Origin of the sequence: Campylobacter sp. JMF_06 NA1 (assembly GCF_027737785.1) — a bacterium.
Classification (GTDB): Bacteria; Campylobacterota; Campylobacteria; order Campylobacterales; family Campylobacteraceae; genus Campylobacter_B.
Genome location: NZ_JAOVUA010000001.1, coordinates 49683 through 67678 on the forward strand (window position 1 = coordinate 49683; position 17996 = coordinate 67678).

17 protein-coding genes are annotated in these 17996 nt (G+C 42.2%); 12 read left to right on the forward strand and 5 right to left on the reverse strand.

The window, feature by feature from the left end; translation table 11 throughout:
• Positions 1-5: 5 nt before the first annotated feature.
• From OFO07_RS00240 to OFO07_RS00255, 4 genes are read right to left on the reverse strand one after another with little or no spacing between them, the layout of a single operon-like run.
• Positions 6-2198 carry a RelA/SpoT family protein gene (locus tag OFO07_RS00240; RefSeq protein WP_270868138.1) on the reverse strand — a complete coding sequence of 731 codons (2193 nt, stop codon included), beginning with the start codon at positions 2196-2198 and terminating at the stop codon, positions 6-8.
• Positions 2176-2394, reverse strand: a complete 219-nt coding sequence (locus OFO07_RS00245) for a DNA-directed RNA polymerase subunit omega (RefSeq protein WP_270859275.1) — start codon at positions 2392-2394, stop codon at positions 2176-2178. The genes OFO07_RS00240 and OFO07_RS00245 overlap by 23 nt, the downstream gene beginning before the upstream one ends.
• Positions 2395-2407: 13 nt before the next feature.
• Entirely contained in the window at positions 2408-3127 is a 720-nt protein-coding gene (gene pyrH / locus OFO07_RS00250) for a UMP kinase (RefSeq protein ID WP_270870525.1), read from the reverse strand.
• 59 nt (positions 3128-3186) lie between these two features.
• Entirely contained in the window at positions 3187-4524 is a 1338-nt protein-coding gene (locus OFO07_RS00255; protein ID WP_270870526.1) for an apolipoprotein N-acyltransferase, read from the reverse strand.
• On the opposite strand from OFO07_RS00255, the gene yajC reads away from it, so the two are divergent.
• From yajC to OFO07_RS00310, 11 genes are read left to right on the forward strand one after another with little or no spacing between them, the layout of a single operon-like run.
• A complete protein-coding gene (gene yajC, locus OFO07_RS00260) occupies positions 4497-4766 on the forward strand; it encodes a preprotein translocase subunit YajC (protein ID WP_270862572.1) in 270 nt (89 codons plus the stop codon). The two genes, OFO07_RS00255 and yajC, sit on opposite strands and share 28 nt — an antisense overlap.
• Positions 4759-6360 carry a protein translocase subunit SecD gene (gene secD, locus OFO07_RS00265; protein WP_270870527.1) on the forward strand — a complete coding sequence of 534 codons (1602 nt, stop codon included), beginning with the start codon at positions 4759-4761 and terminating at the stop codon, positions 6358-6360. The genes yajC and secD overlap by 8 nt, the downstream gene beginning before the upstream one ends.
• Positions 6347-7315: a protein translocase subunit SecF gene (secF, locus tag OFO07_RS00270; RefSeq protein WP_270870528.1), complete on the forward strand. Its 969-nt coding sequence runs from the start codon at positions 6347-6349 to the stop codon at positions 7313-7315. Before secD ends, secF begins: the two co-directional genes overlap by 14 nt.
• A gap of 9 nt (positions 7316-7324) precedes the next feature.
• A complete protein-coding gene (locus tag OFO07_RS00275; RefSeq protein WP_270859281.1) occupies positions 7325-7666 on the forward strand; it encodes a DUF6394 family protein in 342 nt (113 codons plus the stop codon).
• A gap of 8 nt (positions 7667-7674) precedes the next feature.
• Complete coding sequence (gene leuS / locus OFO07_RS00280; RefSeq protein WP_270870529.1) at positions 7675-10107, forward strand: leucine--tRNA ligase; 2433 nt, start codon at positions 7675-7677, stop codon at positions 10105-10107.
• Between the two features lie 6 nt (positions 10108-10113).
• Positions 10114-10665: an LPS assembly lipoprotein LptE gene (gene lptE / locus OFO07_RS00285; RefSeq protein ID WP_270859283.1), complete on the forward strand. Its 552-nt coding sequence runs from the start codon at positions 10114-10116 to the stop codon at positions 10663-10665.
• Positions 10646-11869 carry a Mur ligase family protein gene (locus OFO07_RS00290; RefSeq protein WP_270870530.1) on the forward strand — a complete coding sequence of 408 codons (1224 nt, stop codon included), beginning with the start codon at positions 10646-10648 and terminating at the stop codon, positions 11867-11869. Before lptE ends, OFO07_RS00290 begins: the two co-directional genes overlap by 20 nt.
• Positions 11856-12746 carry a M23 family metallopeptidase gene (locus OFO07_RS00295; protein WP_270870531.1) on the forward strand — a complete coding sequence of 297 codons (891 nt, stop codon included), beginning with the start codon at positions 11856-11858 and terminating at the stop codon, positions 12744-12746. The genes OFO07_RS00290 and OFO07_RS00295 overlap by 14 nt, the downstream gene beginning before the upstream one ends.
• Entirely contained in the window at positions 12746-15721 is a 2976-nt protein-coding gene (locus OFO07_RS00300; protein ID WP_270870532.1) for a DEAD/DEAH box helicase, read from the forward strand. Before OFO07_RS00295 ends, OFO07_RS00300 begins: the two co-directional genes overlap by 1 nt.
• Complete coding sequence (locus tag OFO07_RS00305; RefSeq protein WP_270862579.1) at positions 15714-16562, forward strand: ATP-binding protein; 849 nt, start codon at positions 15714-15716, stop codon at positions 16560-16562. Before OFO07_RS00300 ends, OFO07_RS00305 begins: the two co-directional genes overlap by 8 nt.
• Complete coding sequence (locus tag OFO07_RS00310; protein WP_270870533.1) at positions 16549-17229, forward strand: 3-methyladenine DNA glycosylase; 681 nt, start codon at positions 16549-16551, stop codon at positions 17227-17229. Before OFO07_RS00305 ends, OFO07_RS00310 begins: the two co-directional genes overlap by 14 nt.
• 220 nt (positions 17230-17449) lie before the next feature.
• Here the strand turns inward: OFO07_RS00310 and OFO07_RS00315 are convergent, their stop codons facing one another.
• Positions 17450-17575 (reverse strand): hypothetical protein, encoded by a 126-nt coding sequence (locus OFO07_RS00315; RefSeq protein WP_270870534.1) that lies wholly within the window; start codon positions 17573-17575, stop codon positions 17450-17452.
• A 25-nt stretch (positions 17576-17600) separates the two neighbouring features.
• Here OFO07_RS00315 and OFO07_RS00320 point away from each other — a divergent pair, with 25 nt between their 5' ends.
• Positions 17601-17852 carry a hypothetical protein gene (locus tag OFO07_RS00320; RefSeq protein WP_270870535.1) on the forward strand — a complete coding sequence of 84 codons (252 nt, stop codon included), beginning with the start codon at positions 17601-17603 and terminating at the stop codon, positions 17850-17852.
• The last annotated feature ends 144 nt before the right edge of the window (positions 17853-17996 follow it).

The following is a 17996-nucleotide window of genomic DNA, read 5'->3' on the forward strand; positions in this document are numbered from 1 at the left end:
TTTTATTAGTTTTTATACACATCATCTAATGATATAAAATCAGCGATTTTATATCTATTTTTTAATCTGTCTTTGATATAAGTGTGGTCTAAATTTTCGTTTAATTCTATAATGATTTCGAAAAAATCAGACACAGCTTCGTTGTTTTCGTTCAAATTTATCGAAACTAAATCGACGCTTAGTTTAGCCAAATATGTTAAAAACTCAGCCAGTGAGCCCCGTTTGTTTTCGATATTTAGTATGATTTTATACCTGTGTGGCGCGTTTCGCGTCCATTTGACGAAAATCATTTCATCGCTTTTCATCAAATTTGCAGCTCTCTCGCAAAGCTTGTGATGAACCGTGACATTGTGTCCGTTGCGAAATCCGATGATATCGTCCCCGCGCTTAGGATTACAGCAGTAATCAAATTCTACTTCGTTGATTTTGTAGTTTGAATACACCACGATATTGTCGAATTTTTGCTTTTCGACGCTGTATTTATCGCGGAATTTCATATTGAAAAGCTTCTCTTTGAGCGGGTATTTTTTCAGCGCATTTACGACATCTTTCAAAAATACCGAATCATAGCTTGCTTTGCCGACTTTTTTGATTAAATTTTCTTTTTCTACCCAGTTTATCACGCTCTCTTCGGTTGTGGCGAAAATCGCACTTAAAATTTTAATCGCTACTTCTTGATTTACATCGCGAATTTTTTGCTTACAAAACGCCTTAATTGTAGCTCTTGCTTTTCCTGTTTTTACCGAATTTAGCCAGCTACAACGATAGTGCGGGTTGTTTCCTGTGATGATATGGACGATATCGCCGTTTTGAAGCTCGGTTAGAAGCGGGACTTTTATGCGATTGACAAAGGCTTCGACGGCTTTAAGACCGACTTGTGAGTGTATTTCATAAGCGTAATCAAGCGCAGTCGCACCTCGTGGGAGCGTGAAAATTCCGCCCTTTGGCGAATACACTGCGATATCCTCGATATAAAGGCTATCTTTGGCATATTCGTATAAATCATCGGCGTTTGAATCGTCAGCTTCTTGCAAGCCAATATCGCTAATCCAATCAAGCTTAGGATTTAGCGAGCCTGAGTATTTGTATTTCCAGTGCGCAGCCACGCCAAGCTCGGCTGTATTGTGCATTTCTGTGGTGCGGATTTGCACCTCGACTATCATGCTGTCGTTAAAAACGGTAGTGTGAATCGTTTGGTAGCCGTTTTGTTTAGGTAGGGCGATATAGTCTTTAAAGCGCGAAATCAAGGGGTTAAATTTGGTATGGATTACGCCAAGTGCTAGGTAGCAATCCATCGGCTTTTGCACGATTATGCGGATAGCTAGCAAATCCAAAACCTCTTCAATCGAAATGCCCTTTCTTTGCATTTTTAGGTAAATTGAATAGTAATGCTTCATACGCTTTTGAATTTCAAAGCTGTTTTCGCTAAATCCGTTTGTAAGCAGATACTCGCTAATCGTTTCGCTAAATTTGCTTAAATTTATTTGGAGCTGTTGTTTATGCTCTTCGACATAGTTTGCGATTGTGGCGTATTCTTTTGGCATTACATATTTGAAGCTTAAATCTTCTAAGATATTTTTAATCGATGAAATTCCAAGCCTGTGCGCGATTGGCGCATAAACTAGAAGTGTCTCTTCGCCTATGCGTTTTTGCTTATCTGGGCGGAGTGCTTCTAGGGTTAGCATATTATGGAGCCTATCGCAGAGTTTGACCACCAAAACGCGCTGATCTTCGATAGAGATCATCAGCATTTTGCGAAATGTCAGAGCTGTGGTGCGAAGCTTAGCGTTTTTATCGCCAGAAGGGGCTAGTTTATCCTCGCGGATATTTACGATTTTTGTCATACCTTCTACGATTTTTGCGACATCTTCGCCAAATCTATCCCCGACTTGCTCGGTGCTAAAATCCGTGTCCTCGACCACATCGTGCAAAAGTGCAGAAATGACCATAGCGTCATCACCGCCCATAAACGCGACGAAACACGCCACTAAAATCGGGTGGATTGCGTATGGTTCGCCACTTTTGCGAAACTGACCCTCATGCTGTGTGACGCATAAATTTATCGCATCTACAAGCACTGGGGTAGGCTCTTTTAGGCTATAAAGTAGCCGTTTGGCGTCTTCGATCTCTTTTGTTTCGACAATATCTTCGATAAGGCTTTCTAAATAGCCGTCACTAATCCTTGTCAATGATTCCATCTAGGGTAATCTTACCTTCTGCTAATTCTAAAATCGCAATATCTGCAAATTTCATATTGCGTGTGTCGATGTTTTCGACAAGTGGAGTTGCCCCAGCGGCAAGCTCTTCTGTGCGTTTAGTAGTCATTAGTGATAGCTTGTAGCGATCGCCTCCTGTGACTTTCAACGCTTTTGCTATGATTTGTTCTGTTCTCATTAATTCTCCTTTTTTAGTTTTTTACGATTGAACATTGGCTTAAATCGCCATCATTTATGATTTTGTGTAAATTTCCGCTCTCAAACATATTGCATACGATGATTGGAAGCTTATTATCCTTGGCTAGGGCGATTGCGGTATCGTCCATGACCTTGATATTATCGTGCAAGGCTTGATCGTATGTAATGGTATTTAAAAGCACTGCGTCATCGAATTTATGCGGATCTTTGTCATAAATTCCATTTACCTTTGTCGCTTTGATAATCGCGTCTGCGCTGATTTCGACCGCGCGCAAGGTGCCAGCAGTATCTGTGGTAAAAAATGGATTTCCAGTGCCTGCTGCAAAGATTACGACCCGTTTTTTCTCCAAATGTCTTTTTGCTCTGCCGATGATGAAGGTTTCGCAGATCGCTTCCATTTTTATCGCGCTTTGCACGCGCACATCTATGCCGTTGTATTCGAGTGCCTCGCGCATAGCGATTGCGTTGATTACGGTTGCTAGCATGCCCATGTGATCGCCACTTGTGCGTTTGATGATACCGCCAGCTGCCGCGCTTACGCCTCTGATTATGTTTCCGCCACCGATTACGATACCTACCTCGATACCGTTATCGACGAGCTGTTTAATCTCTCTGGCTATAAATTTTAAAATTTCACTATCTATTCCAAAACCATCTTTTCCAGCCAGTGCCTCGCCTGAAAATTTAACGAGCACACGATTAAATTTTGCCATTTTAATGCTCCTTGAAAAAATTTGATTATGTTATCTAAAACTCGTTTAAAAATAGCTTTTTACGCCGTTTTAAATAATGCCAAAAATTTATTCACCCATAGTTTTCTGGGTGTGATTATCTCGCTAGGGCTTGCGTTTATGGCGTGATATACGCTAGCCCCGCTTAGCGTGGCGTAATAGCGGATTATCAGGCGTTGCAGGTGCGGTTCGTAGCTGGGGATAAACCAGCCGTTGTTTGAAATCGCCACGACAAATTTTGGGTTATCGCTGTAAAACTCGCCCCTTGTCGCCTCGTAGCAAATCGCGCTTTTTACGGGGATTTCTTTGATTGTATAAAAGCTAAAATTTGGCGCAATTGAAAAATCGCTAGCCCCACCTAAAAATGTGTTATTTATAAAATCTCTAATCGGCACAGGCAGTGGCACTTGCTCGCCAAAAGGCACCAAAATGTGCTTGTCAAATCTGCGTAAATTCCCGTTTTCAAAAACATACGCGCTGTTGTAAAATTTAGACTCTTCATACGCCTCAGCACCGGCTACAATCGAAATTTTATGCGATTTTTCTAGCAAAATTTCCTTTAAGGCTTCCTCGCGGTTTAGATACAGCGCAAATGCGCTTTCTGGCAATACTATCGCTTCGTAGCCACTTTCTATCGCCTCGTCGATTTTGGTTAAATTTTCTCTAATTGCGTCTAAAATTTTCTCCTCGTCCCAGATGTCAAACTGCGAAATTTGCGAGTTTTCAAGTTTGATTTTAAGAGGCAAAAATTCGGCTTGTTTTTCTTTAAATTCTAATGCGCAAATCAAACAAGCGCAAAAAAGCAAAATTTTGGCTTTGTGCCTAAATTTTATCAAAATGCAAATTCCAACCAAAATCGTGCAAAATGCGAAAATTTCAGCTCTAAAAATTCCATGTGAAAACAAAAGCTCGAAATTTAGCCAATCAAAGCCAAATGGGTGGATAAATTTCAGCCCCACTAAACAGAGCGCGCGCGCTATCGGCTCATCAAAAATGGCAAAAATACGAAAAATCGCCCCCGCAATCAGGCAAATTCCTAAAATTTCGACCGGGATTAAAAACGAAAGTCCAAAATAAATCAGGCTAAAACTAATCCAATAAAACCAAATCGCGCCGATAAAAAACCCAAACCAAAACCAAATTTGCTTATTGCTTTTTAAAAGTGCAAATAGCGCAAAAATCGCGATAAATGGCGATAAAAATTCAGCCACAAGCGATAAAATTCCACCTAAATTTTGGCTTAAAATTTCAACAAATATAAAATTTGAAACTCCAAGCGCAAGAAAAAAGCCGTTATTTATTTTATTTAATGTAAAATACTCTCTTTTTAAATTTTTTACAAAGGAAAACGATGGAACAAGGAAGTCTTTTTGGAACATTATTACCTCTAATTGTCTTTGTTGGGATTTTTTACTTTTTGCTAATCAGACCGCAACAAAAACAAGCAAAAGAGCATAAAGCTATGGTTGATGCGCTCGCTAAGGGCGATAAAATCGTCACAAGTGGCGGACTAAAATGCACAGTCGTAAAAACAAGTGAGGATTTTATCACAGTTAAGCTTAATGATGATGTTATCGTCGAACTAGACAAACTTTATATCGCAAGAAGGTTAGATGCGTAGTAAGATTACATATCGTTTGATTGCCTTTTTAGTAGCGGCAATTTTTAGTTTGATTTTTGCTATGCCTTCGATTTTGCAGAGCGAAAAGGGCGATAAAATCAACCTCGGACTTGATTTGCAGGGCGGTCTTCACATGCTGCTCGAAGTCCAAAGCGACGAGGCGATAACTTCGAAAATCAAATCAATCGCAGCTAGCGTAAATTACGCTGCTAAGCGCGATGATTTGCTAATGGACGGCTTAAAGCTTGATAGCGATTTTTTCGAATTTGAAATTTTAGACCCCGATGAAGCGCCTAAATTTGACGCTTTGCTTCACTCTGCTGCTAGTGGGCTTGAAATCGCCAAAACTGGCGAGAAATACCGCGTAAGCCTAACGCCAGAAGAGATCGCTAGCACCAAAGAATACGCGATCGCTCAGGCTGTGGATACCATACGCAACCGCTTGGATCAATTCGGCCTTGCTGAGCCAACGGTCGCCAAACAGGGCGAGAGCTATATCCTAGTTGAGCTTCCTGGAATTAAGAGCTCAGAAGAAGAGCAACGAGCCAAAGATTTAATCGCCAAAGCAGCGCATTTACAGCTCATGGCACTTGATGAAATTCGCCAAGACAGAGCCCTAACGATGAGTGAAGAAGAGGCCAAAAGCTACGGCGATGTAATTTACCCTGATGCGAAAAATCCAGAGTATAAATACCTAATCAACGAAATTCCGGTTTTAGACGGAGCAATGCTAGTCGATGCTAGGGTGGCTTTTGATCAAAACACAAATCAGCCAATCATAAATTTCACGCTTAATTCACAAGGTGCGCAAATTTTTGGCGATTTTACAGGCGAAAATGTCGGCAGACGCCTTGCAATCGTGCTTGACGGCAAGGTCTATTCAGCTCCACGCATTAATGAGCGAATCGGTGGTGGAAGCGGACAAATCAGTGGCGGATTTAGCGTGCAAGAAGCACATGATGTGGCGATTGCACTGCGCTCTGGTGCGCTTTTGGCGCCTGTTAGCGTGAGCGAATCGCGCAGTATCGGACCAAGCCTAGGACAAGATAGCATAGATCAAAGCGTGAAAGCCCTAACTTTCGCGGCGATTGTAATTTTGATTTTTATGGTTTTATACTATGGTATGGCGGGCGTGTTTGCAGATATCGCGCTAGTTGTAAATATTTTATTTTTGATAGCGTTTATGGCGCTGTTTGGGGCGACACTGACCCTGCCTGGTATGGCTGGTATCGTGCTTACCGTGGGTATGGCGGTCGATGCCAATGTCATCATAAACGAAAGAATTCGTGAAGTGCTAAAAGCTGGTGGCTCCATTAGCCAAAGTATCACCAAAGGCTACGAAAACGCTATGAGCGCGATTGTAGATGCAAATATCACTACGCTGATTACTTCGGCTGCCTTGTATGCGTATGGCACAGGCCCTGTTAAGGGCTTTGCGGTAACTATGAGTATAGGTATTATCGCGTCGATGATTACTGCGATTTTGGGCACTCATGGTATGTTTGAGGTGGTAATGGGCAAAATGGAAAAGAGCAAAAATACGAAATTTTGGCTAGGTTACAAAGTCAGAAAGGCGCAAAATGCAGGTATTTGATAGTGATAAAATTTATGATTTTATGAAATTTAGACATATCGCATTTGTGATATCTGCGATTTTGATAATTGGCTCGATTGGGCTATTTTTGATTAAGGGCTTTACTTATGGTATCGATTTTAGTGGTGGAACGCTAATTCAGGTCAAATACGATACAAAAGCTCCTCTTGATGAAATTCGCACTCGTTTTGAAGCTGCAAATTTGGGAAATATCAATGTAACTGAGTTTGGAAGTGATGAAGAGGTTACCATTAGATACTCTGGCAGTAGCGATTCACTGGGCGATAATCCAGCCTTAGCAGCGCAAGAAATTTTAAAAGGAAGTGGAAATTTCGAGGTTCGCAAGGTCGATGTCGTAGGACCAAAAGTTGGTGGTGAGCTACGCACAAAGGGAATTATGGCTGTTTGTGTTTCGTTTGCACTTATTTTAGTATATATTACTTTTCGTTTTGAATGGAGATTTGCGATTGCGGCGGTGATTTCGGATTTGCACGATGTCATTATCGCATGTGGTGCGCTGATACTATTTAAAATCGATTTTAACCTTGAAATTTTGGCCGCACTTCTTACGATTATGGGTTATTCGCTAAACGATACTATCGTCGTTTTCGATAGGATTAGAGAGGGTGTGCGCACTAGCAAATCCATTAAGCTAACCGAGGTTATCAACGAATCAATCTCAGCTACGCTTTCAAGGACATTTTTGACATCATTTACGACCTTGCTCGTAATTGTGATTTTGTTCGTTTGGGGTGGGGCTATGATACATGGATTTAGCCTTGTTATGCTTGTTGGCGTCGTGGCTGGAACATTTAGCTCGGTTTTCATCGCTGCGCCAATGCTGATTTTATTCGGATTCGATGTGGAAAAATACCGCGCGTTTTTGGCTGATAAACAACGACGCGCCAAAGAAAAAGAAAAAATGCGCGCAATGTATGAAAAAGGCACTGTATAAGGATAGAAAATGAACTGGGGAAGAGTAACATACATATTTTTTGCTTTGATGAGTGCGACTACAATCGCTGGATTTATCTACGAAAGACACGAGCTTTTGCTCTTTATCGCTGCTAGTATTAATGCGGTTTCTACACTACTTAAAGTCGGTGTGCGTAATATGCTCTCAGCCGAGCTTTTCGCAAGCTCGCTTGTGGCTGATTTGCACCTAATCCCAGCGTTTGTGCTTATGATAGTTCATCCAGGCGATCTTTCGGTTATAACCGCGCTTTGTATCGGCGCGCTGATTGCTGTGATTTTCTCATTAGTGCTAATCACCGTAGAATCAGCCAAATCAAAAGATGAATTTTAGGAGTAATAATGGCTTATAATAGCAAAGAGATAGAGTTAAAATGGCAAAAAATTTGGAACGATGAGGGCGAAGCGGAGCCAAAGGACGATTATAGCTTGCCTAAAAAATATATTCTTTCGATGTTTCCATACCCAAGTGGCCGTATCCACATGGGGCATGTGCGAAACTACGCTATCGGCGACGCGCTCTCACGCTACTACCGCTTGCAAGGATACAATGTGCTCCAACCAATCGGCTTTGATAGCTTTGGTATGCCAGCAGAAAATGCAGCGATTAAACATAAAATTCACCCTAAAAAATGGACTTACGAAAATATTGATTATATGAAAAACGAGTTAGACAGGCTTGGTTTTAGCTTTTCAAAGCGTAGATTGCTAGCTACTTCTGATCCGCTTTATACAAAATGGGAGCAGGAATTTTTCATCAAAATGTATGAAAAGGGGCTGATTTATCGCAAAAGCTCACTGCTAAATTGGTGCGAACACGACGGCACCGTGCTTGCAAACGAGCAGGTCGAAGACGGCAAATGCTGGCGCTGTGGCAATGAAGTAGTGCAAAAGCAAATGCAAGGATATTACCTAAAAATCACTGATTATGCTGGGGAACTGCTTGATTGTTTGAAGGATTTGGAGGGAAAATGGCCAAATCAAGTCCTAACCATGCAAGAAAACTGGATTGGGCGAAGCGAGGGTTTGAAATTCCGCTTCAAATTTGACGATGAAAGCCGTGAGATGCTAGACGGAATCGACGGATTTGATGTATTTACGACTCGCCCTGATACGATTTATGGTATGAGCTACTCAGCTCTTGCGCCTGAACATGCGGTTATTGCGAAGCTTTTGGAGAAAAATTTACTTCCAAAAGATGTAGAACAAAAGGTTCGCGCGATCCTAAATCAAAACCCAAGAGAGCGACAAATCGCCGATAAAGACGGAGCGTATCTAGGCGTAAATGTCCTACACCCGCTAACTGGCAAAAAAATCCCAGTGTGGATAGCAAATTTTGTTTTGGCTGATTACGGCGATGGCGCGGTTATGGCTGTGCCAGCAGGCGATGAGAGGGACTTTGAGTTTGCGAGTAAATTTGGACTTGAAATTATAAATATTTTCGAAAACGAAACCCTGCCGCATGTCGAAAAAACAGGAATTTACGCAAATTCTGAAATTTTAAATGGCCTAAAATACAAAGAGGCAAATGAGAAAATTTTGCAAATTTTTGAAGAGCGAAATTTAGGCTCTCGCGTGGTAAATTTCAAACTCCGCGACTGGGGCGTTTCACGCCAGCGTTACTGGGGTGCGCCGATTCCGATGATTCACTGCGAAAAATGCGGTTTAGTTGGCGAAAAAATCGAAAATTTGCCAGTTGCGTTGCCTGATGATGTGCAAATCACAGGACTTGGCAATCCGCTTGATAAGCACCCTACTTGGAAGCACTGCACCTGCCCGAAATGTGGCGGAAAGGCCGTTCGCGAGACCGATACGCTTGATACATTTTTCGAGAGTAGCTGGTATTTCGCGCGCTATGCAAGCGATGAGAAAACTTGGACGAGCAAGGCATTTGACGAGCAGAGCGTGAATTACTGGATGAGCGTAGATCAATACATCGGCGGTATCGAGCATGCGATTTTGCACCTGCTTTATGCTAGATTTTTCCAAAAAGCATTGCGTGATTTGGGCTATTTGCGCGATAGTGAGCCGTTTGCTAGACTTTTGACACAAGGCATGGTGCTAAAAGACGGCGCAAAAATGAGCAAATCTAAGGGCAACACCGTCGATCCTGATGATATCATCGCTACTTATGGGGCTGATACTGCGCGACTTTTCATACTTTTTGCAGCACCTCCTGCAAAAGAGTTAGAGTGGAACGATAGCGCAGTAGAAGGCGCTTATAAGTTTTTAAACCGCCTTTACGAGCGTTCAAGCAATGCGTATAAAACAGATAAAATTCCTAGCATTAACCACGCAAATTTAAGCAAAGATGAAAAATATGCGAGACTAAAAGTCTATGAGGCACTAAAAAAATCGCACGATGTCTATACGGAAAATTTCGCCTTTAATACCCTAATCGCGGCGTGCATGGAGGCTCTAAATGCCCTAAATGCGCAGGATAACGCTGATATTTACACTGAGGGGTATTTTATTATCCTAAATTTACTTCAACCAATCGTGCCTCATATCGCAAGTGAGCTAAGTCAGACACTTTTTGGGCGCAAAAATTTCACAAAAATTGAGCTTTTGCCTGAGGTTTTTGTGAGCGATACTATTACACTTGCAGTTACAGTAAATGGCAAAAAACGCGCCGAAATCGACGCCAATGCAGACGCGAGCGAGGTGGAAATTTTAGCACTTGCCAAAGAAAATGTCGCAAAATGGTTAGAGGATAAAACGCTAATAAAAGAAATTTATGTCAAAAATAAACTTGTAAATTTGGTCGTAAAGTAGGAAAAAATGAGAAATTTGATTAAAAATTTAGCCGTTTTTGCGTTTGTGGTTTTGGTTGTTGGTTGCGGATATCAGCCAGTATCTAAAATCACTTCGCAGATTATGTCAAAAAGCGTGTATGTCGATGTGCTGATGAGCAAAACAGATCCTCAAAACACAGTGGCTATCAAAGACGCTGTCAAAAGCGGTATCGTAGCGCGACTAGGCTCAAATTTAGCCGACAAATCTAGCGCGCAAACTTACATCGTAGCCAGCATAAAAAGGCTAACTTTCACAGCCCTTACTTACGATAGATATGGCTATATTACGAGTTATCGCGCGAATTTGACGCTAAATTTCAAAACAAAGCTTAAAAATGGCGAAATTTTTAGCAAAGACTGCGTAGGAGATCATGATTTTTCAGTCTCTCGCTTAGTCAAAAACAAACACGACACAATCTCAGTCATCAGCGACAAAGAGCGCTATGACGCTATCGAAAATGCCTCTACTCAGGCGTTTGATGAGTTTATTTCTGCGCTTGCGATCAAAGGCATACAACTTGAACGCGCTAAAAACTAGCTTGGTTTTTGACTTCTTAAACGCTCGTCCGATTTATTATAAAAAGATCGATTACGAGCGTTTTCCAGCCGCCTTTGAGGCCGTGCGTAGCGCACTCCCGCTAAAAAATATCACCCAAATCATCGGCACCAATGGCAAGGGAAGCACTGGCAGGTTTTTATCTAGGATTATTATGAGTGCAAATGGCGCAAATGGGCGAAATTCGGGCCCTAAATTTAGCGTCGGCCACTACACTAGCCCGCATATTATGAGATTAAATGAGCGCATTTATCGCGACGGGCGCGAGATTAGCGATGATGAGTTGCAAGGCGCGCACGAGTTTTTGCAAGCAAATTTACCGGCAAAATTTAGAAATAATCTTTCGTATTTTGAATACCTGACTTTGGCGGCTGCGGTGCATTTTAGGGAGTGTGATTACTGTGTATTCGAGGCTGGTATGGGTGGCGAGTTTGACGCTACGAGCAGTTTTGATAGAGAGCTTTCGCTTTTTACCCCTATTGGCACCGATCATATCGGCATGCTGGGCGTTAATTTGGAGCAAATTTCGCGCACGAAGCTTAATGCAATGGCGCAAAATGCGATTTTAAGCGATGAGATGAACGAGATTAGCGTGAAAATCGCGCGTGAAATCGCAGCGCAAAAGGGGGCAAATTTGGCGTTTGCAAGCGATTTTTTAAACGCAGATGAAAAGCGCGAAATTGCCGAATATATCAAAACTCACAATCTAGCAAATTTTCAATATTCAAATTTAAAATTGGCCGTGGCTGGGGCGAAATTTTGGGGCTTAAATTTTAAAATTGCTGAAATTTTGCCCCTTGATTTGCCTGGGCGCGCCGAAGCAATCGCTCCAAATATCATTATCGATGTGGGGCACAACGAACTAGCCGCCGCGGCACTTGCCAAGGAATTTGCAGGCAAAAAATTTACGCTGATTTACAACGCGTTTGCCGATAAGGATATCAAAAAGGTTCTTGCTACCCTTGCGCCGATTATCAAAAATGTCCAAATTTTGCCTTATGAGGCCCCAGGCCGTGAGCTTGGCGGGGAGATGATTACGCGGGCTTTGGACGAGCTTGGTATCGCGCACTCTGAATTTAGAGGCGAAACCTATGAAAATGAGCTTTATTTGGTGTTTGGTTCGTTTCATTTGGTCGAGGAATTTTTGAAATTTTATAATAACGGGGCGAAATTTGGCAAAAACTAAAATCACCATTAGTGATAATTTTGGCTCGAAAACTATGCAATTTGGCGAGAATTTTCGCTTTCAACTTAAAATTTTGGTCGCATTTATCATTGTCTTTTTGCTTGTTTTGTTTTTCGCGCTTTTTCGCCTAAATAACGACAAAAAAAACCTAAAAATCACCAATGCTACGCTAATGGCGCAGGTCGAAAAGCTAGAAAAACAAAACCAAAATTTGATAATTCAGGCAAATCAAATGCGCGAACAAACCAGCCTCGATATCGCAAACGAAGGCCCTGACGGTGATGAGAGCGACGCGCAAATCGCGCAGTATTTCAGCGAAAGACTAGCCCAGCGCAACAAATCAAATTCCAAAACAATCAGCGCAAACGATAACACCTATAAATTGATGTTTCAATACATACCAAACCGCTACCCGATAAAAAACCGCGGAATTACCGATAATTACGGTATGCGCACGCACCCGATAGCCGGTGTCAAACGCATGCACCACGGCATAGATTTGCGCGCCAGTGTCGGCACACCGGTAATCGCCACAGCAGATGGATTTGTCGATTTTGCCGGCGAGAGCGGAAACGGATATGGCATACTCGTGCGAATTACGCACAATTACGGATTTTCGACAAGGTATGGCCATTTAAGCTCGGTTAGCGTGGCTCCTGGCATGTGGGTTAGCAAAGGCACGGTTATCGGCTACACGGGCAATACAGGGTATAGCACGGGGCCACATTTGCACTATGAGGTGCGGTTTTTGGGTATGACGCTAGATCCGCTAAATTTCATGCTGTGGGATAGCTCGAATTTAAATATCTGGTCGGTCGAGCCAAATGTATCGTGGTATGAGATAAATCGCGTCTTGCAAAGTGGGGCGCAAAAATAATGCAAGCTAGAATTTATGAGTATTTTTCGCAAATTTTAGTGCAAAATTCTGCGCAAAACTTACCGCAAATTTTAATCACAGATGATGAAAAAGATAGCGCGCTTTGCGCTGAGGTGCTGAAATTTTTGGGTTTTAAAACCTTTGTTTTGCCTGATTTTAGGGCGCATTTTGGTGAGGATTTGCGAAGCTATTATGACGAGCTAATCGGCATTTCACGCGCGTTGAGCGCGTATTACAAATGCGAAGGGCGCAAAATTTTAATCTCGCCAGTTCGCACGATTTTAAACAAACTCCCCACAAAATCGCAACTAAAAGGGATAAAAATCGAATTTGCCCAAAAGCTAAATTTGGCTGAATTCAAAGATGAAATTTTGCGCCTCGGATACAGCGTGACGCAGGTCGTCGAAAGCGCAGGCGAGATTAGCTTTCGTGGCGAGATTATCGATATTTTCCCGCTTGGAGGCGAGTGCGGTGTGAGGGTTTTGCTCGATGATGATGAAATCGAGAGTATTAGGCATTTTGACATTGATACGCAAAAATCCGAAAAAATCGAGCTAGAAAGCGTCGAGATTGAGCCGTTTTTGGCGAATTTGAACAAGGGCGAGTTTGAGAGCGCAAACGAAAAAATTAGCGCCTTTGATAGCGACGCTTTGATTAACGATTTAACTTCGCTTGGGTTTTGGTTTATTGATGGGTTTGCGGATTATTTGCAAGAATTTAGCGCAGTTTTAGCGTCTCCTATCAAAAAAGATGAAATCTTTGCCGAAAGGGATTTAAGCGTCCTTGATACACTGTCGCTAATACCTGCCGCGCGTAAATTTAAGGATTTGCAAATCACGCCAAATAGCGAATTTTTCGAATTTCACAAAAACGATAAAATCACCATTATCGCGCGAAATGACGCACTTTTGGCGCATTTGGATCTCTCAAATTTAAGCAATGCGAAAATTTTAAAAGAGGATTTTATCCTAAATTTAATCAGCTCTGATGAGATTATCGTTTCATTAAACAAGCTAATCCCTAAAAAGCGCGTTCGCAAATCTAGCCTTGCGCTCGATGAGCTAAATCCTGGCGATTTTGTCGTGCATGAAGACTACGGAATCGCCAAATTCGCTGGCCTTGAACTAGCCACCGTTTTGGGACATTCGCGTGAGTTTGTCGCCCTGATATACGAAGGCGGCGACAAGCTACTTTTGCCTGTGGAATACCTAAACAAAATCGACAAATATATCGCTGGTGGGGGCGTGGTAAGCCCTGATCGCCTAGGCAAGGCAAGCTTTGCGAAAATCAAAGAAAAGGTGCGCGAAAAGCTCTTTGTCATCGCTAGCAAAATAATCCAAACCGCCGCTAAACGCGAGCTAATTCGTGGCGTGATGATAGAAAATACTGGCCCAAATTACGCCAAATTTATCGCTTCTAGCGGGTTTTCATACACGCCAGATCAAGAAAGCGCGATTAGTGCGATTTTGCAGGATTTGCGTAGCGGTAAGGTCATGGATAGGCTATTAAGTGGCGATGTGGGCTTTGGCAAGACAGAAGTGGCGATGAACGCGATATTTGCGACGATAAAAAGTGGCTTTTCAGCACTTTTTTTCGTGCCGACGACTTTGCTGTGCGCTCAGCACTACGCTACGCTAAAAGCGAGATTTGATGAGTTTGAAATCCCTGTTTTTAGGCTAGATAGATTTAGCAAAGCAAAGGAAAAAAGCGAAATTTTAAAGCGACTTAAAAATAACGAAGCGATTGTGTGTGTGGGCACGCATAGCCTGCTAAATGTCGAAGCGCCAAATTTAGGGCTTGTAATCGTCGATGAAGAGCATAAATTCGGCGTGAAACAAAAAGAGAAATTAAAGGAAAAATCGCAAAATTCGCACCTTTTAAGCATGTCTGCTACGCCGATTCCACGCTCATTAAATATGGCGCTAAGCCAGATTAAGAGTTACAGCACGCTTTTAACTCCGCCACTAGATCGCCTCGATGTGCGCACAATGGTTAAAGAGTGGGACGAAAAAATCGTAAAAGAGGCGATTACTAGGGAGCTTCGCCGTGGCGGGCAGATTTTTTATGTGCATAATCATATTGCAAGCATGCCTAGCGTAAAAAAACGGCTACTTGAAATTTTGCCAAATTTAAAAATCGTAATCTTACACTCTAAAATCGATGCGCAAACCACCGAGGACGAGATAGCTAAATTTATCGCTGGGGAGTATGATCTCATGCTATGCACAAGCATAGTCGAGAGTGGAATTCACATGCCACGCGTCAATACGATTTTAATCGACAACGCCGATAAATTTGGCATAGCAGACCTGCACCAGCTTCGAGGCAGGGTAGGGCGCAGCAACAAACAGGCATTTTGCTACTATTTGATTGGCGACAAAACCGCCCTTACTAGCGACGCGCTAAAACGGCTCGTGGCATTGGAGAGCAACTCATTTTTAGGCTCTGGCTCGGTGCTAGCGTATCATGATTTAGAAATCAGAGGTGGTGGAAACCTTGTCGGCGAAGCGCAAAGCGGGCATATCGAGGCTATCGGATACAGCCTGTATTTGCGTATGCTAGAAGATGAGATAAATAAACTTTTAAACCAAAAAACAATCATTTCAAGCGTCGAACTTAAAATTTCAGTCAATGCCTTTTTAAACAGCGAATATATCGCGGAGGATAGGTTGAGGCTTGACATTTATCGCAGGCTTAGCAAATGCGAAAACGCTATGCAAATAAATGAAATTTACGCTGAAATCGAGGATAGATTCGGCAAGGCTGATGTTTATACCAAACAATTCATTGATATGATGATGATAAAGGTGCTAGCCCAAAATATCGGTGTGCGCGCGATTTCGAGCGCAGATGTAAATATCGTAATCACAGATAAAAATGGCGAGAAAATCCGCCTAAAATCGCCTTCGAAAGACGATGATGATGTGCTAGCGGAAATTTTAGTGTATTTGCGAAAGGAAAACAAAAATGTCTGAGTTAAATTTGAAAATCGATTGGCAAAGCGTGCAAGTGGCGCAGTTTCGCAGACACGGATTAAAACTGCGGGCGATAGAGGATATTGATTTTGTAGATATTAACGCGCTTTGTGGCTTGGAGGCGCAAAAAACTGCGCTTGTAGAAAATACGCGAAATTTTATCCACGGGCGCGGGGCAAATCACGCCTTGCTTTGGGGCGAGCCGGGCTGTGGTAAATCAAGCCTAGCAAAGGCAGTTTTTACGAAATTTTTGCAAGACGGGCTTAAAATCGTCGAAATCGGCAAAGATGATTTGGAGTATCTCATCGACATAATCGATGAAATTCGCACTCAGGATTATTATTTCATCATTTTTTGCGATGATCTTAGCTTTGAGCTTGGCGAAAACGCCTACAAGCACCTAAAACCGCTACTTGACGGATCTATGGAGCGCGCGCCCAAAAATGTGCTAATGTATGCGACATCTAATCGTAGGCATATTTTGAGTGAGTTAGCCAGCGATAACATGGGCGCGCATGTGGGCACCGACGAGCTTCATTTAAGCGACGCCAAAAACGAGCGCATTAGCCTTAGCGAGCGATTTGGCTTGCAACTTAGCTTTTATAGTGGAAATATGAGCGAGTATTTGGGCGTGGTGGAGAACTATTTCGCGGCATTTAGATTTATGAGCGTTGATGAGTTTAGGCAGTGTTTCGCGCACGCACTTGATGAGTTGCGCGCCAAAGCTAGTGAGTTTGCGAGGCTAAGGGCGAGCCGAAGCGGGCGGATTGCAAAGCAGTTTGCGCTAAGCTATGCAAGCGAGTTTTTTGCGAAATTTAGCCCCGAAAATGAGCGCGACTGAGCTATTTCGCGCACTTTTTGGCGCGATTAAATTTGATGATTTTCGCTGGTGGCCGAGATATGGCGAATTTGAAGTGATTGTCGGCGCGATATTGATCCAAAACACAAACTGGAAAAACGCCGAACTCGCACTTGAAAATTTAAGGAAATTTGGGCTTTTAGATTTGCAAAAAATCGCAAATTTAGAAGTGGCAAATTTGGCAGAAATTATCAAACCAAGCGGATTTTATAACCAAAAAGCAAAACGGCTAAACTCGCTTTGCAGGGCGATTGAGGCAGAATTTGGCGATTTTGAAAATTTCGCGCACGCCGTAAGCCGTGAGTGGCTTATCGGCCAAAAAGGCATAGGCGCGGAAACCTGCGACGCGATTTTGTGCTATGCGTGCGGAAGAGCCGTAATGGTCGCAGATAGCTACTCTGCGCGTTTGCTAGGCGCGCTTGGATATGAGTTTGAGAGTTACGACGAGCTTAGTGAGTGGCTTGGCGGGCTAGAATTTGGCGAAATTTTTGAACTAGCAAATTCTCGCTACAAAAATTTTTCAAACGACGAAAACGGCGCATTTGCACTATTTCACGGACTGATAGTTGAGTTTTGTAAAGCACACTTAAAAGGCAAAAAATTCGACGAATTTGCGATAAATTTATTTGATGAGTTAAAATGCAGTTAAAAATCCAAATTTTTCTAACAATCTTTCTCGTGATTTACGCCCTTTTATCGCTACCTAGCCAGATAAAAAATAAAAACTATTTTCAAATTTTTCTTTTTTTGTCTTTTGTCTGTATTGGCATAGAAATGCTTAGGCAAAACAGCCTTATAAATGGGCTTTTATCTAGTGTTGGCATGGATTATTTCGACATTATTTTTATTTGTGTCATGCTCTTTTTTATCTATGCTTTTCGCTCTGATAAGCCTGGCACTTTTGTGTTGTCTGCAATCTCTTTTTTTGATGGGTTTGCTTCGCTAAACGGATATAAAGTGTGGAGCAAATACCAAGGCTGGGTAAGACTTGGCACAAAGAGCAAAATTTTCGTTTTTATTGTGGCTTTTGCCTCGCTTTTTGCTTTTTTATTTGGTAAAAAAAGCAATCAAAATAAACTATTTTTCTGCAAAAATTGCCAAAAGACTTTTTATTTTTATGAGGTAAAAAATTTAAGGTGCAAACAATGTTTTGGGAATTTGGTGGATTATGAGCACTATTTAAAAGAAAAATATGCACATAAAAATGAAATTTTTACTGGTGATAAAGCTGGCAAGCCAAAACCGCGCAAGAATAAAAGAAAAAAAGCATAAATGAGCAAGGGAGGGTATTTTTCACTCACAGACGCTTACGAAGTGCTCTGCGCACGCTAAAATCAAATTTGGACCTGCTTTTTACCTATCAGAGCTATCCAAATATCCCAAACACAAACAATTCATTAGAGGCAAGCTTTAATG